This is a genomic window from Streptomyces sp. NPDC101132 (assembly GCF_044759225.1).
Taxonomy (GTDB): Bacteria; Actinomycetota; Actinomycetes; order Streptomycetales; family Streptomycetaceae; genus Streptomyces.
Genome location: NZ_JBIVYX010000007.1, coordinates 383,593 through 408,094, shown reverse-complemented (window position 1 = coordinate 408,094; position 24,502 = coordinate 383,593). Strand labels below are relative to the sequence as shown.

The following is a 24,502-nucleotide window of genomic DNA, read 5'->3' as shown; positions in this document are numbered from 1 at the left end:
ACCGGCCGGTCGCCCCGCTAGGCTGCGGATCATGCTGGTAGCCGCTGCCGTATGCCCGTGTCCGCCGCTCCTCGTGCCGCAGGTCGCGGCCGGTGCCGCGGACGAACTCGCCGATGCCCGCACCGCGTGCTCCGACGCGCTCGCGGTGCTGGCCGCCGCGCGTCCCGACCGGCTCGTCGTGGTGGGCCCCGGGGGTCCGGAGGGGGCGGAGGAGTACGCCGAGGGGGCGCGCGGCACGTTCCGCGGCTTCGGCGTCGCGCTCGACGTACGGCTCGGCCCGGGGGAGTCCGGTACCGGGGAGCCGGACGCCGCCGGGCTGCCGGCCTCCCTCGCCGTGGCCGGGTGGCTGCTGGACCACGTCGCCTGGGGCGCCGCGCCGGTGCGGGGCCTCGCCGTGGGCGAGGGGCTGCCGGCCGGGCGGTGCCTGGAGACCGGCCGCGAGCTGGCCGCCGGGCCGGAGCGGGTCGCGCTGCTGGTGATGGGTGACGGCAGCGCGTGCCGGACGCTCAAGGCGCCCGGATACCTCGACGAGCGCGCCGCGGGCTTCGACGGCGCGGCCGCGCGGGCCCTGGCCGCGGCCGACACCGCCGCGCTGGCCGCGATCGACGCCGGGCTCGCGTACGAGCTCCAGGCGGCCGGCCGGGCGCCCTGGCAGGTGCTCGCGGGTGCCGCCGAGGGCGCGGGCCTGGCGGGCCGGCTGCTGTACGAGGACGCCCCGTACGGCGTCGGCTACTTCGTGGCCGCCTGGTCCTGACCCGGCCGCCCCCCGGGGGCATCCGGACGCGGGAACGGGGCGCGGACGAACCGCGCCCCGTTCCTCGGGGACCGTGTCAGGCGGCCGGCGGCGGGGTGGGGCCGGGGGTGCCGGTCGTGCCTCCGGTGCCGCCGTCGTCGTCCTTGTGCGCGATCCGTCCCAGGGCGTCCTTGGCCTTGCCCGTACCGCTCTCGATCTTGTCGTGGTACTTGCCCTTGGTCTTGGAGTCGACGGCCTTCGCCATCTTGTCCAGGCCGTGGCCGATCTTTCCCTCGTGCTGCTGCGCGAGGCCGCCGACCTTGTCCTTGGCGGGCGCGAGCTTGGCCTTGAGATTGTCCAGCAGGCCCATGGGTCACCTTCTCTTGGCGGATGTTCACATACGGGCGCCGTCACCGGTCTCGCTGTCGACGGCCCCTTCGACCGACTGCTGCCGGGGGATCGCGGCACCGCCCTCGGCGGCCGTGCCGCCGCCCGGCTGCTCCGCCTCGTCGGCGGCCGTCCCGGCCTCCGGGGCCGCGGCCCCGGCCGTTCCGTCGGCGTCCGCCGCCGCCCCGGCCGTCACCGGTGCCTCCTCGGTCGCCGCCTCGATGGCGGCCTTGTCCGCGTCCTTACGGCGAAACCATGTGAAAACGCCCATGTCTACTCCCATAACGTTACTCGTGAGGACAGGGTTCCGCGTTGCCGCAAGAGGCCGAACGGGCGTCTCCCGGGCCGGGACCCCGCCAGGGCAACGACCCCGTCCCGGGGCCGTCACCTCACCCGTTCGGGGAGCGGCCCCGAGGTTTGCGAGACTGGGGCGGTGAGAAGCGCAGCCCCCGCCCCGCGGGTCATCGCCGTCGTCGGCCCCACCGCGGCCGGAAAGTCCGATCTGGGCGTCCACCTCGCCCGGCATTTCGACGGCGAGGTCGTCAACGCCGACTCCATGCAGCTCTACCGCGGGATGGACATCGGCACCGCCAAGCTGACGACCGAGGAACGCGGCGGCGTCCCGCACCACCTCCTCGACATCTGGGACGTCACCGAGACCGCCAGCGTCGCCGAGTACCAGCGGCTCGCCCGCGCCGAGATCGACCGCCTGCTCGCCGAGGGCCGCACCCCGGTCCTGGTCGGCGGGTCCGGGCTGTACGTGCGCGGCGCCATCGACGCCCTGGAGTTCCCCGGCACCGACCCCGAGGTGCGCGCCCGGCTGGAGGAGGAGCTGGCCCTGCGCGGGCCCGGCGCCCTGCACGCCCGCCTGGCCGCCGCCGACCCGGACGCCGGCCGGGCGATCCTGCCGAGCAACGGCCGCCGGATCGTCCGCGCCCTGGAGGTCATCGAGATCACCGGGCGCCCCTTCACCGCCAACCTCCCGGGTCCCGACTCCGTCTACGACACCGTGCAGATCGGCGTGGACGTGGCCCGCCCCGAACTGGACGAGCGGATCGCGCTGCGCGTCGACCGCATGTGGGAGGCCGGGCTCGTCGACGAGGTGCGCGCCCTGGAGGCGCAGGGGCTCCGCGAGGGCATCACCGCCTCCCGCGCCCTCGGCTACCAGCAGGTGCTGGCCGCCCTCGCGGGCGAGTGCACGGAGGACGAGGCCCGCGCCGAGACCGTCCGCGCCACCAAGCGCTTCGCCCGCCGGCAGGACTCGTGGTTCCGGCGCGACCCCCGCGTGCACTGGCTCAGCGGGGCCGCCGAGGACCGCGCGGAACTCCCCGGACTCGCGCAGTCGTTGGTCGAACGAGCGGTTACAGCCTGATCACGTGATGGCATCGGGACGCCCCGCACGCCTGTTGGGGGCCCGGTGGCGTGCCATCATCAAATTCCCGCCGGTCGTACGCACCGTCGGGCACGCTAGCGAGTGAAGTCCAGGAAGTTCTGATGGGGAGGGCGCGTGGCGATGGAGGCCGGCCCTCGCGACACCGAGCGGAACGGCACCGGACCTGATCCGGAGTCTGTCCTTCCCGGTGACCTCGGCCTTCCGGCGGAACCCGCCCGGCTGACGCCGGACGGGCCCGAGGACGAGACCGCCGTACCGGAGGTCGAGGTCGAGCTGAGGCCGCAGCGCAAGCTGCGGATCTGGCAGCTCGCGCCCATCGTCATGCTCGCCGCCGCCGGCTCCCTGATGTTCGCCTTCCCCCTCGCCTTCGAGTTCGGCGACGGCGGCGCCGTCGTCGCCATGCTCGGCCTGCTGATCAGCTGCTGTGCCGGGGGCTGGGGCATGATGGCCGCCCGCCGCGTCGGCTACTCCTGGCCGGGCCTGCCCGCCCGCGGCTCCGGCGAGCGTCCCGACTGGCGGATCGTGGCCCTGTACGCCGTCGTGGTGCTCACCCTGGCGTTCCTCGCCGTCTGGCGCGTCGCCCGCCTCCGCTAGGCGCCCGCCCCGAGCGGCCCGTCCCACCCTCCGGCCACTCCCGCCCCGTCCCACCAGCGCTTTGTAGGATGGCCGGGTGACCATCGCGCAGCTCAGCTTCCTCAAGGGCCACGGGACCGAGAACGACTTCGTGATCATCCCCGACCCGGACAACGCCGTCGACCTGCCCCCGTCCGCCGTCGCGAGGATCTGCGACCGCCGGGCCGGCATCGGCGGCGACGGGCTGCTGCACGTCGTGCGGTCCGCCGAGCACCCCGAGGCCCGCGCCATGGCCGACGTCGCCGAGTGGTTCATGGACTACCGCAACTCCGACGGCTCCGTCGCCGAGATGTGCGGCAACGGCGTCCGGGTCTTCGCCCGCTACCTCCGGCACGCCGGGTACGCGGGCGAGGGCGAGCTGGCCGTCGCCACCCGGGGCGGCGTCAAGACGGTCCGGCTGACCGCCGACGGGGACGTCACCGTCTCCATGGGCCGCGCGGTGCTGCCCGAGGGCGAGGTGACCGTCTCCGTGGGCGAGCGCAGCTGGCCCGCCACCAACGTGAACATGGGCAACCCGCACGCCGTCGCCTTCGTCGACGACCTCGCCGACGCCGGGACCCTCCACGCCGCGCCGCCGTTCAGCCCCGCCTCCGCCTACCCCACGGGCGTCAACGTCGAGTTCGTCGTCGACCGGGGCCCCCGCCACGTCGCCATGCGCGTCCACGAGCGCGGCTCGGGCGAGACCCGCTCCTGCGGCACCGGTGCCTGCGCCGTGGCCGTGGCCACCGCCCGGCGGGACGGCGCCGACCCGGCCGTCACCGGTACGACCGCCACGTACACCGTCGACCTCCCGGGCGGCACCCTGGTCATCGCCGAGCACCCCGACGGCGAGATCGAGATGACCGGGCCCGCCGTGATCGTGGCCGAAGGCGAGATCGACCCCGCCTGGCTGACCGAAACGGCTTTCGGCTGAAGCTTCCCTCGAATGGGTGATCCGTTTCACGCTCGGCGAGAGGCGGACTGCGCCACGTGGTGGGGTCGGTAGCATCAGACACCGGCCCTCAGGGCTCACCCCATGCCCGCCACCGCCGGTCGAAGCCGCCGGAGGTGCCCATGAGTGCAGAGGCCACGAACCCCGACACGGGCCCGGAGCTCCGCTCCGACACTGCTCCAGGCCGCCGCCGCGGCCGCACCAGACTCGACCTGCGGCGGCTCGGCCGCGCCGCGCTCCTCGGTCCCGCACCGCGCGACCGGCTGCCCGACGCCATCAGCCATCTGGCCGACGCGCACCGCGCCCATCATCCGGACGCCGACCTCGCCGTACTGCACCGGGCGTACGTCCTCGCCGAATCGTCACACCGCGGCCAGATGCGCAAGAGCGGCGAGCCGTACATCACCCACCCGCTCGCCGTCACGCTGATCCTCGCCGAACTCGGCGCCGAGACCACCACCCTGACGGCCTCGCTCCTCCACGACACCGTCGAGGACACCGAGGTGACGCTCGACCAGGTGCGCGCCGAGTTCGGCGATGAGGTCTGCTACATCGTCGACGGCGTCACCAAGCTGGAGAAGGTCGACTACGGCGCCGCCGCCGAACCGGAGACCTTCCGCAAGATGCTCGTCGCCACCGGCAACGACGTCCGCGTCATGTCCATCAAGCTCGCCGACCGGCTGCACAACATGCGCACCCTCGGCGTGATGCGCCCGGAGAAACAGGCCCGCATCGCCAAGGTCACCCGCGACGTCCTCATCCCGCTCGCCGAACGCCTCGGGGTCCAGGCCCTCAAGACCGAGCTGGAAGACCTCGTCTTCGCGATCCTGCACCCCGAGGAGTACGAGCGGACCCGCGCCCTCATCGCCGCGCACGCCGGCGAGCAGGACCCCCTGCCGGCCATCGCCGACTCCGTCCGCGCCGTCCTGCGCGACGCCGGCATCCCCGCCGAAGTGCACGTCAGGCCGCGGCACTTCGTCTCCGTCCACCGCATCACCCTCAAGCGCGGCCGGCTGCGTGGCTCCGACTTCGGCCGGCTCCTCGTGCTCGTCGGCGAGGACGCCGACTGCTACGGCGTCCTCGGCGAGCTGCACACCTGCTTCACCCCGGTGATCTCCGAGTTCAAGGACTTCGTCGCGGTCCCCAAGTTCAACCTCTACCAGTCCCTGCACACCGCCGTCGCCACCTCGGGCGGGGACGTCGCCGAGGTCCTCATCCGCACCCACCAGATGCACCGGGTCGCCGAGGCCGGGGTCATCGCCCTCGGCAACCCCTACGCCCCCGCCGAGGCTCCGGACCCCGGCGAGGAGCGCGTCGACCCCACCCGCCCCGGCTGGCTGTCCCGGCTCCTCGAATGGCAGCAGTCCGCCCCCGACCCCGACACCTTCTGGAGCTCCCTGCGCGAGGAGCTCGCCCAGGACCGGGAGATCACCGTCTACCGCGCCGACGGCGGCAGCATCGGCCTGCCCGCGGGCGCCAGCTGCGTCGACGCCGCCTACGCCCTGCACGGCGAGGAGGCCCACCGATGTATCGGCGCCCGGGTCAACGGCCGCCTCGCCGCCCTCGGCACCGGGCTCTCGGACGGCGACACCGTCCAGCTGCTGCTGGCCCAGGACGCCGCCTCCGGGCCCGCGTCCGGGTGGCTCGACCACGCCCGCACCCCGGCCGCCCGGATCGCCATCCAGCGCTGGCTGCGCGAGCACCCCGAGGAGGCGAAGGTGCAGCCCGCCGCCCCCCGGGCCCCGCTGCCGATGGTCGGCGCCCGCGGCGGCGGCGGCAACGCCGTGGCGGACCTGCCGGACGCGACGGTGCGGCTGGCCGGCTGCTGCACGCCCGTACCGCCCGACTCCGTCGCCGGGTTCGTCGTACGCGGGGGAGCCGTGACCGTACACCGGGTGCAGTGCCCTGCCGTCGAGCAGATGCGGGGCCTGGGCCGCACCTCCGTCGCCGTCCACTGGCGGGCCACCGCCGACTGCCGCGTCACTCTGGTCGCCGAATCGTTCGGCCGCCCCCACCTGCTGGCCGACCTCACCGAGGCCATCTCCCGGGAGGGCGTCGACATCGTCTCCGCCACCGTCGAGCCGCCCAGCGAGCAGCGGGTACGGCACACCTACACGCTCCAGCTCCCCGACGCGACCCTGCTCCCCGCGCTGATGCGGGCCATGCGCGACGTGCCGGGGGTGTACGACGTCAGCCGGGCCTGACCCCCGGCCGTCTCCCGTTCGGGTGGGCCCGTCGCGCGTCGGGCCCGGCCGCGGCGCGGTCGCTGGTAGCGGTGGGGGATGCAGCTCTCCTCCCGCCGCCCGCGCGCCGTCCTGCTCGCCGCGGCCTCCCTCGCCCTGGTCGCCGCCACCGTCCCGCCCCCGGGCCCCCTCGGCATCGGCGACGCGCTCTTCCCCGCGCTCGGCAACCCCGGCTACGACGTGCTCGCGTACGACCTGTCCTTCACGTACCGCACCAACCGGCAGCCGCTGGACGCCACCACCGTGATCGACGCCCGCGCCACCGCGCCCCTGGACCGCATCAACCTCGACTTCACCCGCGGCAAGGTGGCGTCCGTGCAGGTCAACGGCCTGCCCGCGACGTTCGCGAGCGCCGGCGAGGACCTCGTGCTCACCCCCGCCCGGCCGGTCCCGGAGGGCGGCCTGATGCGGATCACCGTCCGCCACACCAGCGACCCCACGGGCGCCCGGGACGGCGGCTGGGTCGTCACCGAGGACGGGCTGGCCATGGCCAACCAGGCCGACGCCGCCCACCGCGTCTTCCCCTGCAACGACCACCCCTCGGACAAGGCCCACTTCACCTTCCGGATCACCGCCCCCGAAGGGCTCACCGCGGTGGCCAACGGCATCGCCGACGCCCCCGCGCGCCGGCCGGCCGCCGCCGGCGGCACCACCTGGACGTACCGCACGGTGCACCCCATGGCCACCGAGCTGGCCCAGGTGTCCGTCGGCAGGTCCGCCGTGGTGCACCGCACCGGGCCGCACGGCCTGCCGATCCGCGACGTGGTGCCGGCCGCCGACCGGGCCGCCCTGGAGCGCTGGCTGGCGAAGACCCCGGGCCAGCTGGAGTGGATGGAGGCGCGCGTCGGCCCGTACCCCTTCGAGAACTACGGCGTGCTGATCGCCGCCGCCAAGACCGGCTTCGAGCTGGAGACCCAGACGCTCTCCCTCTTCGAGCGGGGCCTGTTCACCGACGCCGGCTACCCCGAGTGGTACGTCGAGGCCGTCATGGTCCACGAGCTCGCCCACCAGTGGTTCGGCGACAGCGTCACCCCCCGCAGCTGGTCCGACCTCTGGCTCAACGAGGGCCACGCCACCTGGTACGAGGCGCTGTACGCGGACGGGCTCGGCACGTACTCCCTGGAGCGGCGCATGCGCGAGGCGTACGAGCGCTCCGACGGGTGGCGGGCGGCCGGCGGCCCCCCGGCCGCCCCGAAGCCCGCCGCACCGGGCCAGAAGATCGGCCTGTTCCGGCCGGTGGTGTACGACGGCTCCGCACTCGTCCTGTACGCGCTCCGGCAGGAGATCGGCACCGCCGCCTTCGACCGGATCGAGCGCCGCTGGGTCGCCGACCACCGGGACGGCGTCGCCGGCACCGACGACTTCGTCCGGCTCGCGTCCGCCGAGGCCGGCCGCGACCTGACCGGCTTCTTCGAGGCCTGGCTCTACGGGCAGAAGACCCCGAAGGTGCCCGGCCACCCGGAGTGGAAGGCGGCCGCGGTCCCCGCCCCGAGGGGCTGAGCCCGGACCGGGCCCGGCCCGCGGCAGGTCCGGCCCGGCGGCCGGCGGCGAAAAGCGTGTGACGGCCTTCGCGGGGGCATGTCACCATCGACGTGTCGGCGGGCGCCGCGGGTGGATCTCCCCGGGCCGGGTAGTCTCCCGCAGGCCGGGGAATCATCGCCGGCCGTCACATGTTGTAGCCGACGCAGAAGATTCGCATCGACGTAAGGATCCAATGACCTCCTCTTCGTACCCTTCCCAGGACGCGCAGGACGCGCAGAGCTTCACCGAGAGCCTTCGGGCCGATGCCCTGATGGAAGAGGACGTCGCCTGGAGCCACGAGATCGACGGAGAGCGGGACGGCGACCAGCTCGACCGCTCCGAGCGCGCGGCCCTGCGCCGCGTCGCGGGCCTCTCCACCGAGCTCGAAGACGTCACCGAGGTCGAGTACCGCCAGCTGCGACTCGAAAGGGTCGTGCTGGTCGGCGTCTGGACCTCGGGGACCCTGAAGGACGCGGAGAACTCCCTCGCGGAGCTCGCCGCACTGGCCGAGACGGCCGGCGCCCTCGTCCTCGACGGTGTCTACCAGCGCCGCGACAAGCCGGACCCGGCGACCTTCATCGGTTCCGGCAAGGCTCTGGAGCTGCGCGACCTCGTGATCGAGTCCGGCGCCGACACCGTCATCTGCGACGGCGAGCTCAGCCCCGGCCAGCTCATCGCCCTCGAAGACGTCGTCAAGGTCAAGGTGATCGACCGGACCGCCCTGATCCTCGACATCTTCGCCCAGCACGCCAAGTCCCGTGAGGGCAAGGCGCAGGTCGCGCTCGCGCAGATGCAGTACATGCTGCCGCGACTGCGAGGCTGGGGTCAGTCGCTGTCCCGCCAGATGGGCGGCGGCAAGGGCGGCGGCCTCGCCACCCGAGGCCCCGGTGAGACCAAGATCGAGACGGACCGGCGCCGGATCCGCGAGAAGATGGCGAAGATGCGCCGGGAGATCGCGGAGATGAAGACCGGCCGCGAGGTCAAGCGGCAGGAGCGCCGGCGCAACAAGGTGCCGTCCGTCGCGATCGCCGGCTACACCAACGCGGGCAAGTCCTCGCTGCTCAACCGCCTCACCGGCGCGGGCGTGCTGGTGGAGAACGCACTGTTCGCCACCCTCGACCCGACCGTCCGGCGGGCCGAGACCCCGGCCGGCCGGATCTACACCCTGGCCGACACCGTGGGCTTCGTCCGCCACCTGCCCCACCACCTCGTCGAGGCGTTCCGCTCCACGATGGAGGAGGTCGGCGACTCCGACCTCATCCTGCACGTGGTCGACGGCGCGCACCCGGCACCGGAGGAGCAGCTGGCGGCCGTGCGCGAGGTGATCCGCGAGGTGGGCGCCGTCGACGTCCCCGAGATCGTGGTCGTCAACAAGGCGGACGCGGCGGACCCGCTGGTCCTCCAGCGCCTGCTGCGCATCGAGCGGCACTCCATCGCCGTCTCGGCCCGCACCGGCATGGGCATCGACGAGCTGCTCGCGCTCATCGACGCCGAACTGCCGCGGCCCGAGGTCGAGGTGGAGGCGCTCGTCCCGTACACGCAGGGGCGCCTGGTCGCCCGCGCGCACGCCGAGGGCGAGGTCATCTCCGAGGAGCACACCGCGGAGGGCACCCTGCTCAAGGCCCGGGTCCACGAGCAACTGGCGGCGGAGTTCGCGCCGTTCGTGCCCGCCGCGCACTGACGCGCAGCAGCCCGCGGACCGCAGCCTCTCCAGGCCGGCGTACGACGGAGGGCCCGCCCCCATCCAGGGGGCGGGCCCTCCGTCATGCGCGCCGCGGCGCCGTGCGACCACCGCGCTCCACGGTGCGACTACCGCGCGAACTTCCCGCTCACCGCGGTGAAGACGGCCTTCGCCTCGGGGCCGAGCCGGGGCCCGGCCAGCCAGCCCGCCGTCACCGGCCCGATCGACGTGTTCGACACCAGAGCCGGCCGGCCGTCGCGGCCCTCGGCCACCCAGCCGCCGCCCGACGAACCGCCGGTCATGGTGCAGCCGATCCGGTACATCACCGGCGCGGCCGCGTCGATCGACAGCCGGCCCGGCCGGTCCGCGCACTGGAAGGCCCGCTGGCCGTCGAACGGCGGGGCCGCCGGGTAGCCGGTGGCCGTGATCCGGCTGACCTTCGCCACCGCCGGGGCGTTGAACTCCACCGGCAGCGCGGAGCCGACCGTCTCCTCCAGGGACTTCGAGTTGCCCTTCTCCGGGGTCACGTGGATGACCGCGAAGTCGTACGGCGCACCCGCGCCGCCCGTCGGGCCGCCGCCGGCGATCCACTGGTCGGAGGTCTGCGCCCAGTCACCCCACCAGACGCCGTACGGGGCCACCTGCTCGCGCGTCGCGCCCTTCAGCCGGGCCGCCGAACGGCCCGCGTCGTTGTACGAGGGCACGAAGGCGATGTTGCGGTACCAGCCGCCCTTCTTGCCCGCGTGCACGCAGTGGCCTGCCGTCCACACCAGGTTGGACTTGCCCGGGTGCGCCGGGTCCTCCACCACGGTCGCCGAGCAGACCATGGACCCCTCGGGGCCGTCGAAGAAGACCTTGCCGGCCTCCGGCACGCTCTGGTGGTACGGCGCCTCGACCGTCCGCGCGCGGACGGGGGCCGGGGCCGGATCGGTGACGCCCTGGTCCTTGCCGAGGTCGGGGTCGACCGTCGGCTTCTCGGGCTGCTTGGCGCGGCCCATCCGGTCCGGGTCCCACAGGTCCTCGATGATCGGGTTGACGAAGTCCTCGGCCTCACGGAGCCACTTGTCGCGGTCCCAGTTCTTCCACGCACCGTCCCGCCACTTGTCGACGTCGATGCCGTGTTCCTTGAGCTTCTGCTTGATGTCGTCCGGGATCTTGATCCCTTCGGGGCCACCTGCCGGGTCGCTGGCCGCCACCGAAGGCTGCCCGTCCGCCTGGTCGGAACCGGACCCGCAGGCCGCCGCCGTCAGCGCGAGGGCGGCGCACAGTGCGGTGGCCGCGAAGGTCCGGGATCCGCGACGGGAGCTGCGCCCGCGAGGGGCGGCGGAGGCCGGTCGGATCGGTCGCATGTCGTGAATCCCCCTGGTGCTTCGAGGCGTGGAGTGCAACCCCCCCACTATGCCGCTGCCGTTGGTGACGGTGCAGGCCGGGTCCACGGTTCCCGTCCGCCGGCGGCGTCCGCTCGCAAGGATCTCCGGATCCACCCGTGATCCCCCGGGGTCCGCGTCGTTGGTACGTACGGGGGAACGCGAGGGCAGCGTTCGATTCGACATGCGATCGATGCGGGAGGACCAGAACCGTGGCCGTGACCGAGCAGCCTGCCGCGTCCGTGCCGGCCGGGGGACCGGGGGAGGGCCCGGCGGACGTGCCCGCGGACGCCCCGCCCCACGGCCCCCGCGCCGTACGGACGGAGGACCACCGCACCGAGCCGGCCGCGGAGGATCCGGCTGCCGGCGCGCAGGCGGCGGAACCGGCCGCAGGGGCGCCGGAACCGGGCTCGCGGGCGCCGGAACCGGCGGGCGCCCGGGCGGCGGACCACCCGGCAGACGTACGGGCGCCGGACCCCGCCACGGCGGGCGCCGCGGACCCGGCCGGCGTACGGGCCACCGTCCCCGTCCCGCGCGACGCGCCCGGGGCCCCGGCCGGCCAGGGAGCCGGCGGACCGGCCGCGATCCTGCGGCGCCAGTCCCTGCGGGAGTCGGCGGCGCGCACGTACGCCCGCGCCCTCCCCGTCGTGCCCGTGCGGGCCCGCGGGCTGACCATCGAGGGCGCCGACGGCCGCCGGTACCTCGACTGCCTCTCCGGCGCCGGCACCCTCGCGCTCGGCCACAACCACCCCGTGGTGCTGGAGGCCATCCGCAAGGTCATCGACTCCGGGGCGCCGCTCCAGGTGCTGGACCTCGCCACCCCGGTCAAGGACGCCTTCACCACCGAGCTGTTCGCCAACCTGCCGCCCGCCCTCGCGGCCGACGCCCGGGTCCAGTTCTGCGGCCCCGCCGGCACCGACGCGGTCGAGGCCGCCCTGAAGCTGGTGCGCAACGCCACCGGCCGCCAGGGCATCGTCGCCTTCACCGGGGCCTACCACGGCATGACCGCCGGGGCGCTCGACGCCTCCGGGGGAGCCACCGACGTACGCGTCACCAGGCTTCCGTACCCCCAGGACTACCGCTGCCCCTTCGGCGAGGGCGGCGCGCGCGGGGCGGACCTGTGCGCCCGGCTCGCCGAGAACCTGCTCGACGACCCCAAGAGCGGGGTCCCCGCCCCGGCGGGGATGATCCTCGAACCCGTCCAGGGCGAGGGCGGGGTCCACCCCGCCCCCGACGACTGGCTGCGCCGCCTCCGCAAGGCCACCGAGGACCGCGGCATCCCCCTGATCGCCGACGAGGTGCAGACCGGCGTCGGCCGGACCGGCGCCTTCTGGGGGGTGGACCACGCGGGCGTCACCCCCGACGTGATGGTCCTCTCCAAGGCCATCGGCGGCAGCATGCCCCTGGCCGTGGTGGTCTACCGGGCGGGACTGGACACCTGGGCGCCAGGTGCCCACGCCGGCACCTTCCGCGGCAACCAGCTCGCCATGGCCGCGGGCACCGCCACCCTCGCGTACGTACGGGAGAACCGCCTCGCCGAACGCGCGGCCGCTCTCGGCGAGCGCATCCTGACCGCCCTGCGCTCCCTCGCCGGACACCACCCCGGCATCGGCGACGTGCGCGGCCGCGGCCTGATGACCGGCATCGAGCTGGTCGACCCCGAAGCCGAACCGGTCCCCGGGCAACCCGCGCCCGCCGACCCGGAACTCGCCCTCGCGGTCCAGCGGGAGTGCCTGCGGCGCGGCCTGATCGTCGAACTCGGCGGCCGGCACCAGAGCGTCGTCCGGCTCCTCCCCCCGCTCACCCTCACCGACGAACAGGCCACGGCCGTGCTCGACCGGCTCGCCGACGCCGTCGCCGCCGCCGAACTCCTCCGGAACCGCTCCGGACACCCTCCAAGGAAGCACCCGTGAACTCCACCCCCGCACCGGAACCGCCCCCCGCCGACGGCCCGTCGGGCCCCCAGCCCCCCGCCCCGGCCGCCCCGCCCGCCACGGTGCCCCGCCAGAAGGACTGCGTCACCCGCCACCGGCCGGCCACCCCCGCCGACTTCGGCAGCCACCCCGCCGACCAGCCCGACCTGCTCGACCACGCCGACCCCGCGGTCGCCGCCGAGGCCGCCGCCGTGGAGAACCTGCTCCGCTGCTGGGTCCGTGAGAACACCCTCGCCCGCCCCGACGGGCCCGTGCTGCGCATCCCCCTCACCGCCTCCGGCACCGCCCTGCTCGTGCCGGTCCGCCACTGGTCCGAGGCCGGCTGGCACCGCTTCGCCCCGGCGCGCCTCGAATCCGCGCCGCCCGGCGCGCCCGCCCTCGACGCCGTCACCCTCGCCGGGCTGCTGGTCCGCGAGGGCGGGTCCCGCGGCGGGGCCGAACTCGTGGGCCGGGTCTCCGACTCCGTGCGCCGCACGGCCGCCTTCATCGCCGACCGGCGCCGGCGCCCGGCCCCGCCGGAGACCGCCGACCCCTTCCTCGCCGCCGAGCAGTCGCTCGTACTCGGCCACCCGCTGCACCCCACCCCCAAGAGCCGCGAAGGACTCTCCGAGGCCGAGGGGCGCCGCTACTCGCCCGAGCTGTACGGCTCCTTCCCCCTGCACTGGACGGCGGTCGACCGCTCCGCACTCGCCACCGACTCGGCCTGGACCGAGAGCGGCCGCGCCGTGCCCGCCGCGCAGCTGCTCGCCCGCCTCGCCCCCGGACTGCCCCTCCCCGCCGGCAGCACCCCGCTGCCCCTGCACCCCTGGCAGGCCCGGGACCTGCTGGAACGGCCCGCCGTCCGCGAACTCCTCGACACCGGAGCCCTGCACGACCTCGGCCCCTTCGGCGCCGACTGGCACCCCACGTCCTCCGTGCGCACCGTGCACCGGCCCGGCGCGCCCGCGATGCTCAAGCTCTCGCTGGGCCTGCCCATCACCAACTCCCGCCGGGAGAACCTCCGCAAGGAACTCCACCGCGGCGTCGAGGTCCACCGGCTGCTCCGGGCCGGCCTGGCCAAGGAGTGGACGTTCCGCCACCCCGGCTTCGACATCGTGCGCGACCCCGCCTGGGTGGCCGTCGACGGCCCCGACGGCGACCCCGTCCCCGGCCTGGACGTCCTCCTGCGCCACAACCCCTTCGGGCCCGCGGACGACGCCGTGTGCATCGCGTCCCTCACCTCGCTCCGCCCCTGGCCCGGCCGCCCCACGGTCAGCTCCCGGCTCGCCGAGACCGTCTCCCGGCTCGCCGCCCGCACCGGCCGCCCCCGCTCCGCCGTCTCCGCCGAGTGGTTCCTGCGCTACCTCGACCAGGTCGTCCGGCCCGTGCTGGCCCTCGACGCGCTGGCCGGCATCGCCCTGGAGGCCCACCAGCAGAACACCCTCGTGCTGCTCTCGCCCGACGGCTGGCCCGTCGGCGGCCGTTACCGCGACAACCAGGGCTACTACTTCCGCGACTCCCGCCGCGCGGAGCTGGACCGGCGGCTGCCCGGCATCGGCACCGTCAGCGACACCTTCGTGCCCGACGCCGTCACCGACGAGCGCTTCGCGTACTACGTCGGGATCAACAACGTCCTCGGCCTGATCGGTGCCTTCGGCGCGCAGCGGCTGGCCGACGAACGGGTCCTGCTCGCCGCCTTCCGCCGCTTCCTCGGCCAGAACAGCCGGCTGGGCCCGCTGCCCGCCCTGCTGCTCGACTCGCCCACCCTGCGCTGCAAGGCCAACCTGCGCACCCGGCTCGAAGGGCTCGACGAACTCGTCGGCCCCGTCGAGACCCAGTCCGTGTACGTCACCATCGCCAACCCCCTCCACGACCCGAGCTGACCGGAGCCCGCCATGCCGCCCACGGACGCCGACACCGCCCCCGCCCACGCTCCCGCTCCCGCTCACGCGCCCACCTCCGCGCCGCGCACCGGCAGCGGCTGCGAGGACACGCTCGACCTGCGGATCCCCACGGAGATCCTGGCCCTGCTCGCCGACGAGAGCGCCGCCGCCACCGCCCGGGCCACCGCGGTCAGCACCCTGCCCTACCTCGCCGAGGCCGACCTGCTGGACTCGCCCGCCGAATGGGGCCCGGTCCCCACCGTCGCCGGCGCGTTCCAGCTCGTACCCGTACGGGTGGACCGCGACCTCGCCCTGATCACCCGGTGGATGAACGACCCCGAGGTCGCCGCCTTCTGGGAGCTGGCCGGCCCCGAGGCGCTCACCGAGGCCCACCTGCGCGCCCAGCTCGACGGCGACGGTCGCAGCATCCCCTGTCTGGGCACCCTCGACGGCGCCCCGATGAGCTACTGGGAGATCTACCGGGCCGACCTCGACCCGCTCTCCCGCCACTACCCGGCCCGCCCCCACGACACCGGCCTCCACCTGCTCATCGGCAACGCCACGGACCGCGGGCGGGGCCTGGGCACCCTGCTGCTGCGCGCCGTCGCCGACCTGGTGCTCGACAACCGGCCCCGGTGCGCCCGGGTCGTCGCCGAACCCGACCTGGCGAACGTCCCGTCCGTGTCGGCCTTCCTCAGTTCCGGCTTCCGCTACTCCGCGGAGATCGAACTGCCCGCCAAGCGCGCCGCCCTGATGATCCGCGAACGGGCGCTGCGCACCCTCCTGTGACCGTGACCGTGACCCACCCCGTCACCCGTCCCGCCCCCGCTCCCTGACCCCGAGCGCCACCGAGGAGTCCCGTGCCGTCCTTCCCCGCCGCCCACGACTCGGCAGAACCCCCCGCCTCCCGGCCGCCGCACTGCCCGCCCGAACTCAACGGCCCCACCTGGGAGGCGGCGGCACGGCGGCTCCTCGCCAAGATGCTCGGCGAGTTCGCGTACGAGGGCATCGTCACCCCCGTGCCCGCCCAGGGCGAGGACGCCTGGGCCCTCCCGCTGGACGAGGGCGGCGGCACGCTCGGCTTCCGGGCGCGCCGGGGCGCTTACGACGGCTGGCGCGTCGACGCCCGGTCGATCACCCACACCCCGCCGGGACCGGACGCGGCGCCCGCGGAGTTCGGGGACCCCTTCCGGTTCGTCGTCCTGGCCAGGAGCCTGCTGCACCTGGACGGGGCCACCCTCGGGCACCTGCTCCGGGAGCTGAGCACCACCCTGGCCGCGGACGCCCGCCTCGACCACACCGCCCGCACGGCCGACGTGCTGGCCGGGCTCGACTACGCCGAGCTCGAAGGCCACCAGACCGGCCACCCCTGGCTCGTCCTCAACAAGGGACGGCTCGGCTTCTCCGGCAGCGACACCGCCGCCTGGGCACCGGAGGCCCGGGTCCGCCGGCGGCTGCCCTGGCTGGCCGCGCACACCTCGCTCGCGGCCTACCGGGGCACCGGCGCCCTGGCGGACCCCGGGCGGCTGTACGCCCACGAGCTCGACCCGGCCACCCGCGCCGCCTTCGACCAGGAGCTGCGGGAACGCGGACTGGACCCGGCCGGCTACCTCTACCTGCCGGTCCACCCCTGGCAGTGGGACGAGGTGGTGCTGCCGCTGTTCGCGCCCGCGCTGGCGGCCGGGACGCTCGTGCCGCTGCGCGCCGACCCCGACGTACGCCTGCCCCAGCAGTCGATCCGGACCTTCCTCAACCTGAGCCGGCCCGAGCGGCACACCGTCAAGCTGCCGCTGTCCGTCCTCAACACCCTGGTCTGGCGGGGCCTGCCCACCGAGCGGACGCTCGCGGCCCCGGCCGTGACGGCCTGGGTGCACGCGCTGCGCGACGCCGACCCCTTCCTGCACACCGAGTGCGGCGTGATCCTGCTGGGGGAGGTCGCCTCGGTCACGGTGGCCCACCCGGTCTACGACGCGCTGCCCGAGGTCCCCTACCAGTACCGCGAGCTGCTCGGCGCGATCTGGCGGGAGCCGCTCGCCGGACGGCTCGCGCCCGGCGAGCGGGCCAGGACCCTGGCGTCCCTGCTCCACACCGACCCGCGGGGGCGCGCCTTCACGGAGGAACTGGTCGCCCGCTCGGGCCTCACCCCCGAGGTCTGGCTGCAGCGGCTCTTCGCCGCGCTGCTCCCGCCGCTGCTCCACTTCCTCTACCGGTACGGGACGGTCTTCTCCCCGCACGGCGAGAACGCGATCGTGGTCTACGACGAGCACGACGTGCCGGTGCGGCTGGCGGTCAAGGACTTCGTCGACGACATCAACGTCAGCGCCCGCCCGCTGCCCGAGCACGCCTCGATGCCGGACGAGGTGCGCGCGGTGCTGCTCACCGAGCCGCCCGGCTTCCTCACGCAGTTCATCCACTCCGGCCTGTTCGTCGGCGTCTTCCGGTACCTCTCGGCGCTCTGCGCGGAGAGGCTGGACGTACCGGAGGAGCGCTTCTGGTCGCTCGTCCGGGCGGAGATCGTCCGGTACCACCAGCGCTTCCCGGAGCTGAAGGAGCGCTTCGAGATGTTCGACCTCCTCACCCCGCGGATCGAGCGGCTCTGCCTGAACCGCAACCGGCTGTACGCCGACGGCTACCGGGACCGCGCCGAGCGCCCGCACGCGGTGGTCGACGGTACGGTGCCCAACCCCCTGTACCGGCGGTGAACCCCGCTGTCAGCGGGGCCGCGTAGGGTGGTGAGTGCTATGACGAAGCCCTCCCTCCCCGACCTGCTGCACGCCGCCGTCACCGCCGTCGGCGGCACCGAGCGTCCCGGCCAGGTGGCCATGGCCGAAGCCGTCGCCGAAGCCATCGACGAACAGTCGCACCGCCTGGTCCAGGCCGGCACCGGCACCGGAAAGTCCCTCGGCTACCTGGTGCCGGCGCTGGCGCACGGGGAGCGCGTGGTGGTCGCCACCGCCACGCTGGCCCTCCAGCGGCAGCTGGTCGAGCGCGACCTGCCGCGCACGGTCGACGCGCTGCACCCGCTGCTGCGCCGCCGCCCGCAGTTCGCGATGCTCAAGGGCCGGTCGAACTACCTCTGCCTGCACCGTCTGCACGAGGGCGCGCCGCAGGACGAGGAGGACGGCCTGTTCGACCAGTTCGAGGCCGCGGCGCCGACCAGCAAGCTCGGCAAGGACCTGCTGCGCCTGCGGGACTGGGCGGACGAGACGGAGACCGGCGACCGGGACGACCTGACCCCGGGCGTCTCCGACAAGGCCTGGTCCCAGGTGTCGGTGTCCTCGCGCGAGTGCCTGGGCGCGAGCAAGTGCGCGTACGGCGCCGAGTGCTTCGCCGAGGCCGCCCGGGAGCGGGCGAAGCTGGCCGACGTGGTGGTCACCAACCACGCGCTGCTCGCCATCGACGCGATCGAGGGCGCGCCGGTGCTGCCCTCGCACGAGGTGCTGATCGTGGACGAGGCCCACGAGCTGGTGTCCCGGGTGACCGGGGTGGCCACCGGCGAACTCAGCCCGGGCCAGGTCAACCGCGCGGTGAAGCGCGCGGCCAAGCTGGTCAACGAGAAGACGGCGGACTCCCTCCAGACCGCCGCGGAGTCCTTCGAGCGGGTGATGGAGCTGGCGCTGCCGGGCCGCCTGGAGGAGGTGCCGGAGGACCTGGGGTACGCGCTGCTGGCCCTGCGGGACGCGGCGCGGAACGTGATCTCGGCGCTGGGCGCCACCCGCGACAAGTCCGTGCAGGACGAGGACGCGGTGCGCAAGCAGGCCCTGGCCTCGGTGGAGAACGTCCACGCCGTGGCGGAGCGGATCACCCAGGGCTCCGAGTACGACGTGGTCTGGTACGAGCGGCACGAGCCCCGCGGCGGAGCCGCGTACCGGCCCGCCGGGGCCACGCTGCGGGTGGCTCCGCTGTCCGTCTCCGGCCTGCTGCGGGAGAAGCTCTTCGCCGAGCGCTCGGTCGTCCTCACCTCGGCCACCCTCAAGCTGGGCGGCGACTTCAACGGCGTGGGCGCCTCGCTGGGCCTGCCGCCCGAGGGCGTGCAGGGGGAGGACGTACCGGTGTGGAAGGGCCTGGACGTGGGCTCCCCGTTCGACTACCCGAAGCAGGGGATCCTGTACGTCGCGAAGCACCTGGCCACGCCCGGCCGGGAGGGCACGCGCGGCGACATGATGGACGAGCTGGCCGAGCTGATCGGGGCGGCCGGCGGGCGGACGCTGGGGCTGTTCTCCTCGATGCGGGCCGCGCAGGCGGCGGCGGAGGAGCTGCGGGGGCGGATCGACAACCCGATCCTGCTCCAGGGCGAGGAGACGCTGGGCGAGCTGATCAAGACGTTCGCGGGGGACCCGGCGACCTGTCTGTTCGGCACGCTCTCGCTGTGGCAGGGGGTGGACGTGCCCGGCCCGAGCTGCCAGCTGGTGGTGATGGACCGGATCCCGTTCCCGCGTCCGGACGACCCGCTGATGAGCGCCCGGCAGAAGGCGGTCGAGGAGGCCGGGGGCAACGGCTTCATGGCGGTGGCCGCGACGCACGCGGCGCTGCTGATGGCGCAGGGCGCCGGCCGTCTCGTACGCGCCTCGGGCGACCGGGGTGTGGTGGCGGTGCTCGACCCGCGGCTCGCCACGGCGCGGTACGGCGGCTTCCTGCGGTCCTCGCTGCCCGACTTCTGGTACACGACCGACCGCAACCAGGTGCGGAAGTCCCTCGCGGCGATCGACGCGGCCGCGAAGGCCGACGGCAGGTAGTCCGTATCCCGTATCCCCTCTCCCTGCTGTCCCGGAGAGGGGATACCGGGCATGGCAGGACCCCGGGACCGGCGCAGTGGGTCCCGGGGTCCGGTTCAGGGAGGGCGGTCGCTCAGACGCGCCGCAGCACGGCGACGACCTTGCCGAGGATCGTCGCCTCGTCGCCGGGGATGGGCTGGTACGCGGCGTTGTGCGGCAGCAGCCAGACGTGGCCGTCCTCGCGCTTGAAGCGCTTGACGGTGGCCTCGCCGTCCAGCATGGCGGCCACGATGTCGCCGTTCTCCGCGACCGGCTGGCGGCGGACCGTGACCCAGTCGCCGTCGCAGATCGCGGCCTCGATCATCGAGTCGCCGACGACCTTGAGGACGAAGAGCTCACCGTCGCCGACCAGCTGGCGGGGGAGGGGGAACACGTCCTCGACGGACTCCTCGGCGAGGATCGGGCCGCCGGCGGCGATCCGGCCGACGAGCGGCACGTACGAGGCGGCGGGCTTGCCGGTGGTGTCCGTCGGCTGCGTGCTGGGCTGGTCGGAGCCGCGCACCTCGTACGCCCGGGGGCGGTGCGGGTCGCGGCGGAGGAAGCCCTTGCGCTCCAGGGCCATCAGCTGGTGGGCGACGGAGGAGGTGCTGGAGAGGCCGACCGCCTGTCCGATCTCCCGCATCGACGGTGGGTAGCCGCGACGCTGCACCGAGTCCCTGATCACTTCGATGACCCGCCGCTGCCGGTCGGTGAGCCCGGAGCTGTCCGCCCGGATGCCTGGAGGCCGGCCGGGCAGCGAGCGTGCGGGGCGCATCGCGTCCGGCTCCGGGGTCATGGCTGCGTCGTTCATGGCATGCACCGGCTCGAGTCGGCTGTGGGAGCGGTTCTGGGCAGTGATGGTGGCACTGTCTGCGGTGGTGGTCACGTCGGCGGCCCCTCTCGAAATGTGCTTGCTCTCCCTAGCGGACAACGGTAGTGGCTTTCGAAAGGTTGCGCCAAACACACGTTCGAGTGAAAAATCGCAGTTCACCGGACGTGATCACATGAAGAGGTGTATGGACGATCAGCGCACCGAACGAGGGTTCGGTGTCGAATCCGTTCATTACGGTACCCTTCCCGGTCGGATCGCCACCGCTCGGGGTCTTCGCACAGTGTGGCATCCGGGGCCCCGGAATTCCCGGACCGGCCCGCGCCCCAGTAGGCTCGTGAGCTGCTTCCGGCATGTCCGGATTCTTTCGGCGACGGGCGACACGCCCAGGTGTGACGTACTGCCGAAACCCAAGATCTAGTGGTTGGATTGGCGCGGCCACCCAGAAGTTGTGGTCCTCGGTCTGCCGGGGGTCCCGACATCGCATATGCTGGTGGCTGCTTCGAGAGCCCAGACAGAGACCTGTCCGGTGGTGCTCCGGGGCGATTCAGTCGTGCCATGAGGGAGGGATGGGAGCCGTGCACTGCCCCTTCTGCAGGCATCCCGACAGCCGCGTCGTAGACAGCCGCACCACGGACGACGGAACGTCGATCCGCAGACGCCGCCAGTGCCCGGACTGCTCCCGCCGCTTCACCACGGTGGAGACCGCGTCACTGATGGTGATCAAGAGATCCGGCGTCACCGAGCCCTTCTCGCGCACGAAGGTGATCTCCGGCGTGCGCAAGGCCTGTCAGGGACGCCCCGTCACCGAGGACGCCCTCGCCAAGCTCGGCCAGCGGGTCGAGGAGGCGGTGCGCGCCACCGGGAGCGCCGAGCTGACCACCCACGACGTGGGTCTGGCCATACTCGGCCCGCTCCAGGAGCTCGACCTGGTCGCGTACCTGCGCTTCGCGTCGGTGTACCGCGCCTTCGACACCCTGGAAGACTTCGAGGCCGCCATCGCCGAGCTGCGCGACCGGCGTCCTCCGCACGAAGAGTGCGAGCCCGGCGGGACCGGTTCGGTCCCCGTGCCCGCCTCCGCCGCCGACTGACCGGACGGCCGCGCGGCGGCCGTCCCGCAGGGCGGGACCACAGACCTGTCCGCACGCCTGAGGGCGGGCGGACGAACCGGCTACATCAGACACACACCGTGCCAACGGATACGGAATTTCGCGGGCACTTTAGGGCGTTTTCGCCCGTATATGGGAGGCAGCGGCATGACAGAGACGGCGAGCGGTCCGGCACGTGGTTCCCGCGCCAAGGGAACCAAGGCGGCGAGCAAGGGCCTGCGTATCGAGCGCATCCACACCACCCCCGGCGTGCACCCGTACGACGAGGTGGTCTGGGAGCGCCGTGACGTCGTCATGACCAACTGGCGCGACGGCTCGGTGAACTTCGAGCAGCGCGGCGTCGAGTTCCCCGACTTCTGGTCGGTGAACGCGGTCAACATCGTCACCAGCAAGTACTTCCGCGGCGCGGTCGGCACCCCGCAGCGCGAGACCGGTCTCAAGCAGCTGATCGACCGGATCGTGAAGACCTACACGAAGGCCGGCGAGGAGTACGGCTACTTCGCGTCGCCCGCGGACACCGAGATCTTCGAGCACGAGCTGACCTACGCCCTGCTCCACCAGATCTTCAGCTTCAACTCCCCGGTCTGGTTCAACGTCGGCACGCCCCAGCCGCAGCAGGTCTCCGCCTGCTTCATCCTGTCCGTCGACGACTCCATGGAGTCGATCCTCGACTGGTACAAGGAAGAGGGCATGATCTTCAAGGGCGGCTCCGGCGCCGGCCTGAACCTCTCCCGCATCCGCTCCTCCAAGGAGCTCCTCTCCTCCGGCGGCAACGCCTCCGGCCCGGTCTCCTTCATGCGCGGCGCCGACGCGTCCGCCGGCACGATCAAGTCGGGCGGCGCCACCCGCCGCGCGGCCAAGATGGTCGTGCTCGACGTGGACCACCCGGACGTCGAGGACTTCATCGCCACCAAGGTGAAGGAGGAGGAGAAGATCCGCGCCCTGCGCGACGCGGGCTTCGACATGGACCTGGGCGGCGACGACATCACGTCCGTCCAGTACCAGAACGCCAACAACTCCGTCCGCGTGAACGACGAGTTCATGACGGCCGTCGAGAACGGCACCGAGTTCGGCCTGCGGGCCCGCATGACCGGCGAGGTCATCGAGAAGGTCGACGCCAAGGCGCTCTTCCGCAAGCTGGCCGAGGCGGCGTGGGCCTGCGCCGACCCGGGCATCCAGTACGACGGTGTGATCAACAACTGGCACACCTGCCCCGAGTCCGGCCGGATCACCGCGTCGAACCCGTGCAGCGAGTACATGCACCTGGACAACACGTCCTGCAACCTCGCCTCGCTGAACCTGATGAAGTTCCTCAAGGACGACGGCAAGGGCAACCAGTCCTTCGAGGTCGAGCGCTTCGCCAAGGTGGTCGAGCTCGTCATCACCGCGATGGACATCTCCATCTGCTTCGCGGACTTCCCGACCCAGAAGATCGGCGAGAACACCCGCGCCTTCCGCCAGCTGGGCATCGGCTACGCCAACCTCGGCGCCCTGCTGATGGCCACCGGCCACGCGTACGACTCCGACGGCGGCCGCGCGCTGGCCGCGTCCATCACCTCGCTGATGACCGGTACCGCGTACAAGCGCTCCGCCGAGCTGGCCGGCGTCGTCGGCCCGTACGACGGCTACGCCCGCAACGCCGAGCCGCACAAGCGCGTCATGAAGCAGCACGCCGACGCCAACGCCGCCGCGCCGCGCATGGACGACCTGGACACCCCGGTCTGGGCCGCGGCCACCGAGGCCTGGCAGGACGTCATCCGCCTCGGCGAGAAGAACGGCTTCCGCAACTCGCAGGCCTCCGTCCTCGCCCCGACCGGCACCATCGGTCTGGCGATGTCCTGCGACACCACCGGTGTCGAGCCGGACCTGGCCCTGGTCAAGTTCAAGAAGCTCGTCGGCGGCGGCTCGATGCAGATCGTCAACGGCACCGTCCCGCAGGCCCTGCGCCGCCTGGGTTACCAGGAGGAGCAGATCGAGGCGATCGTCGCCCACATCGCCGAGCACGGCAACGTGATCGACGCGCCCGGCCTGAAGACCGAGCACTACGAGGTCTTCGACTGCGCCATGGGCGAGCGCTCCATCTCCCCGATGGGCCACGTCCGCATGATGGCCGCGATCCAGCCCTGGATCTCCGGCGCCATCTCCAAGACGGTCAACATGCCGGAGACGGCCACCGTCGAGGAGGTCGAGGAGATCTACTTCGAGGCCTGGAAGCTCGGCGTCAAGGCCCTCGCGATCTACCGCGACAACTGCAAGGTCGGCCAGCCGCTGTCGGCCAAGAAGAAGGACGACGACAAGGCCGACAAGGCCGCGGAGACCAAGGTCGTCGAGCCGGCCAAGGTCGAGAAGGTCGTCGAGTACCGCCCGGTCCGCAAGCGCCTGCCCAAGGGCCGCCCGGGGATCACCACCTCCTTCACGGTCGGTGGCGCCGAGGGCTACATGACCGCCAACTCCTACCCGGACGACGGTCTGGGCGAGGTCTTCCTGAAGATGTCCAAGCAGGGCTCGACCCTCGCGGGCATGATGGACGCCTTCTCCATCGCCGTCTCCGTCGGCCTGCAGTACGGCGTCCCGCTGGAGACCTACGTCTCGAAGTTCACCAACATGCGCTTCGAGCCGGCCGGCATGACGGACGACCCGGACGTGCGGATGGCGCAGTCGATCGTCGACTACATCTTCCGCCGCGTGGCGCTGGACTTCCTGCCCTTCGAGACCCGCTCCGCGCTCGGCATCCACTCCGCCGAGGAGCGTCAGCGCCACCTGGAGACGGGCTCGTACGAGCCGGTCGAGGAGGACATCGACGTCGAGGGCCTGGCCCAGTCGGCCCCGCTGGCGGCGGTCCCCGCGACCCCGAAGCCGGTCGTCCAGACCCCGGCGCCGAAGCAGGCCCACACCAACGCCGAGCTGGTGGAGATGCAGCTGGGCGTGAGCGCCGACGCTCCGCTGTGCTTCTCCTGCGGCACCAAGATGCAGCGCGCCGGCTCCTGCTACATCTGCGAGGGCTGCGGCTCGACCAGCGGCTGCAGCTGATCCGCGCCGCTGAGTAGCCGACGAGGGGACCGTCCCGGAAGGGGCGGTCCCCTCCGGCGTTCCCTGCACCGGGAGTAATCGTTTCCCCCGCTACC

At 73.4% G+C, this 24,502-nt stretch carries 18 protein-coding genes; 14 read left to right on the top strand and 4 right to left on the bottom strand.

Annotated features, from left to right (window positions below; genetic code table 11):
- Nucleotides 1–31 precede the first annotated feature (31 nt).
- Complete coding sequence (locus ACIQUR_RS19025) at nucleotides 32–754, top strand: class III extradiol dioxygenase subunit B-like domain-containing protein (RefSeq protein WP_403665455.1); 723 nt, start codon at nucleotides 32–34, stop codon at nucleotides 752–754.
- Between the two features lie 76 nt (nucleotides 755–830).
- Here ACIQUR_RS19025 and ACIQUR_RS19020 read toward each other — a convergent pair whose 3' ends face one another.
- A complete protein-coding gene (locus ACIQUR_RS19020; protein ID WP_403665453.1) occupies nucleotides 831–1,103 on the bottom strand; it encodes an antitoxin in 273 nt (90 codons plus the stop codon).
- Between the two features lie 24 nt (nucleotides 1,104–1,127).
- Nucleotides 1,128–1,391 (bottom strand): hypothetical protein, encoded by a 264-nt coding sequence (locus ACIQUR_RS19015; RefSeq protein ID WP_403665451.1) that lies wholly within the window; start codon nucleotides 1,389–1,391, stop codon nucleotides 1,128–1,130.
- A 162-nt stretch (nucleotides 1,392–1,553) separates the two neighbouring features.
- On the opposite strand from ACIQUR_RS19015, the gene miaA reads away from it, so the two are divergent.
- The 6 genes from miaA to hflX all read left to right on the top strand — a co-directional run bounded on the left by miaA (nucleotide 1,554) and on the right by hflX (nucleotide 9,522).
- A complete protein-coding gene (gene miaA / locus ACIQUR_RS19010) occupies nucleotides 1,554–2,492 on the top strand; it encodes a tRNA (adenosine(37)-N6)-dimethylallyltransferase MiaA (protein ID WP_403665449.1) in 939 nt (312 codons plus the stop codon).
- A 141-nt stretch (nucleotides 2,493–2,633) separates the two neighbouring features.
- Entirely contained in the window at nucleotides 2,634–3,107 is a 474-nt protein-coding gene (locus ACIQUR_RS19005) for a hypothetical protein (protein WP_403665574.1), read from the top strand.
- Nucleotides 3,108–3,183: 76 nt separating this feature from the next.
- Nucleotides 3,184–4,059, top strand: coding sequence for a diaminopimelate epimerase (dapF, locus tag ACIQUR_RS19000; RefSeq protein WP_403665447.1), 876 nt, complete (start codon nucleotides 3,184–3,186; stop codon nucleotides 4,057–4,059).
- 140 nt (nucleotides 4,060–4,199) lie between these two features.
- Nucleotides 4,200–6,281, top strand: coding sequence for a RelA/SpoT family protein (locus ACIQUR_RS18995; protein ID WP_403665445.1), 2,082 nt, complete (start codon nucleotides 4,200–4,202; stop codon nucleotides 6,279–6,281).
- Nucleotides 6,282–6,359: 78 nt separating this feature from the next.
- Nucleotides 6,360–7,820 (top strand): M1 family metallopeptidase, encoded by a 1,461-nt coding sequence (locus tag ACIQUR_RS18990; RefSeq protein WP_403665443.1) that lies wholly within the window; start codon nucleotides 6,360–6,362, stop codon nucleotides 7,818–7,820.
- Nucleotides 7,821–8,034: 214 nt separating this feature from the next.
- Nucleotides 8,035–9,522, top strand: a complete 1,488-nt coding sequence (hflX, locus tag ACIQUR_RS18985; RefSeq protein ID WP_403665441.1) for a GTPase HflX — start codon at nucleotides 8,035–8,037, stop codon at nucleotides 9,520–9,522.
- 128 nt (nucleotides 9,523–9,650) lie between these two features.
- Here the strand turns inward: hflX and ACIQUR_RS18980 are convergent, their stop codons facing one another.
- Nucleotides 9,651–10,871 carry a trypsin-like serine peptidase gene (locus ACIQUR_RS18980; protein ID WP_403665439.1) on the bottom strand — a complete coding sequence of 407 codons (1,221 nt, stop codon included), beginning with the start codon at nucleotides 10,869–10,871 and terminating at the stop codon, nucleotides 9,651–9,653.
- A gap of 602 nt (nucleotides 10,872–11,473) precedes the next feature.
- On the opposite strand from ACIQUR_RS18980, the gene ACIQUR_RS18975 reads away from it, so the two are divergent.
- The 5 genes from ACIQUR_RS18975 (at nucleotide 11,474) to ACIQUR_RS18955 (ending at nucleotide 19,421) form a co-directional block, all read left to right on the top strand.
- Nucleotides 11,474–12,802, top strand: coding sequence for a diaminobutyrate--2-oxoglutarate transaminase family protein (locus ACIQUR_RS18975; RefSeq protein WP_403665572.1), 1,329 nt, complete (start codon nucleotides 11,474–11,476; stop codon nucleotides 12,800–12,802).
- Nucleotides 12,799–14,685, top strand: a complete 1,887-nt coding sequence (locus tag ACIQUR_RS18970) for an IucA/IucC family protein (protein ID WP_403665437.1) — start codon at nucleotides 12,799–12,801, stop codon at nucleotides 14,683–14,685. Before ACIQUR_RS18975 ends, ACIQUR_RS18970 begins: the two co-directional genes overlap by 4 nt.
- A 12-nt stretch (nucleotides 14,686–14,697) precedes the next feature.
- Complete coding sequence (locus ACIQUR_RS18965; RefSeq protein ID WP_403665435.1) at nucleotides 14,698–15,474, top strand: GNAT family N-acetyltransferase; 777 nt, start codon at nucleotides 14,698–14,700, stop codon at nucleotides 15,472–15,474.
- 71 nt (nucleotides 15,475–15,545) lie between these two features.
- Entirely contained in the window at nucleotides 15,546–17,387 is a 1,842-nt protein-coding gene (locus ACIQUR_RS18960; protein ID WP_403665433.1) for an IucA/IucC family protein, read from the top strand.
- A 39-nt stretch (nucleotides 17,388–17,426) separates the two neighbouring features.
- Nucleotides 17,427–19,421, top strand: coding sequence for an ATP-dependent DNA helicase (locus tag ACIQUR_RS18955; protein ID WP_403665431.1), 1,995 nt, complete (start codon nucleotides 17,427–17,429; stop codon nucleotides 19,419–19,421).
- 112 nt (nucleotides 19,422–19,533) lie between these two features.
- Here the strand turns inward: ACIQUR_RS18955 and lexA are convergent, their stop codons facing one another.
- Nucleotides 19,534–20,325, bottom strand: a complete 792-nt coding sequence (gene lexA, locus ACIQUR_RS18950) for a transcriptional repressor LexA (protein ID WP_399953422.1) — start codon at nucleotides 20,323–20,325, stop codon at nucleotides 19,534–19,536.
- Between the two features lie 521 nt (nucleotides 20,326–20,846).
- On the opposite strand from lexA, the gene nrdR reads away from it, so the two are divergent.
- Both nrdR and ACIQUR_RS18940 read left to right on the top strand, forming a co-directional pair.
- Nucleotides 20,847–21,359 (top strand): transcriptional regulator NrdR, encoded by a 513-nt coding sequence (gene nrdR, locus ACIQUR_RS18945; protein ID WP_403665570.1) that lies wholly within the window; start codon nucleotides 20,847–20,849, stop codon nucleotides 21,357–21,359.
- Nucleotides 21,360–21,524: 165 nt separating this feature from the next.
- The gene (locus ACIQUR_RS18940; protein ID WP_403665429.1) at nucleotides 21,525–24,407 is read left to right on the top strand and encodes a vitamin B12-dependent ribonucleotide reductase; all 2,883 of its coding nucleotides are present in this window, start codon (nucleotides 21,525–21,527) and stop codon (nucleotides 24,405–24,407) included.
- Nucleotides 24,408–24,502 lie beyond the last annotated feature (95 nt).

What these genes read in the sequence shown, in the direction of transcription:
- ACIQUR_RS19025 (WP_403665455.1), top strand. Translation starts at nt 32, where the DNA reads ATGCTGGTAGCCGCTGCCGTATGCCCGTGTCCGCCGCTCCTCGTGCCG.
- ACIQUR_RS19020 (WP_403665453.1), bottom strand. Translation starts at nt 1,103, where the DNA reads ATGGGCCTGCTGGACAATCTCAAGGCCAAGCTCGCGCCCGCCAAGGAC.
- ACIQUR_RS19015 (WP_403665451.1), bottom strand. Translation starts at nt 1,391, where the DNA reads ATGGGCGTTTTCACATGGTTTCGCCGTAAGGACGCGGACAAGGCCGCC.
- ACIQUR_RS19005 (WP_403665574.1), top strand. Translation starts at nt 2,634, where the DNA reads ATGGAGGCCGGCCCTCGCGACACCGAGCGGAACGGCACCGGACCTGAT.
- ACIQUR_RS18995 (WP_403665445.1), top strand. Translation starts at nt 4,200, where the DNA reads ATGAGTGCAGAGGCCACGAACCCCGACACGGGCCCGGAGCTCCGCTCC.
- ACIQUR_RS18990 (WP_403665443.1), top strand. Translation starts at nt 6,360, where the DNA reads ATGCAGCTCTCCTCCCGCCGCCCGCGCGCCGTCCTGCTCGCCGCGGCC.
- hflX (WP_403665441.1), top strand. Translation starts at nt 8,035, where the DNA reads ATGACCTCCTCTTCGTACCCTTCCCAGGACGCGCAGGACGCGCAGAGC.
- ACIQUR_RS18980 (WP_403665439.1), bottom strand. Translation starts at nt 10,871, where the DNA reads ATGCGACCGATCCGACCGGCCTCCGCCGCCCCTCGCGGGCGCAGCTCC.
- ACIQUR_RS18965 (WP_403665435.1), top strand. Translation starts at nt 14,698, where the DNA reads ATGCCGCCCACGGACGCCGACACCGCCCCCGCCCACGCTCCCGCTCCC.
- ACIQUR_RS18955 (WP_403665431.1), top strand. Translation starts at nt 17,427, where the DNA reads ATGACGAAGCCCTCCCTCCCCGACCTGCTGCACGCCGCCGTCACCGCC.
- ACIQUR_RS18940 (WP_403665429.1), top strand. Translation starts at nt 21,525, where the DNA reads ATGACAGAGACGGCGAGCGGTCCGGCACGTGGTTCCCGCGCCAAGGGA.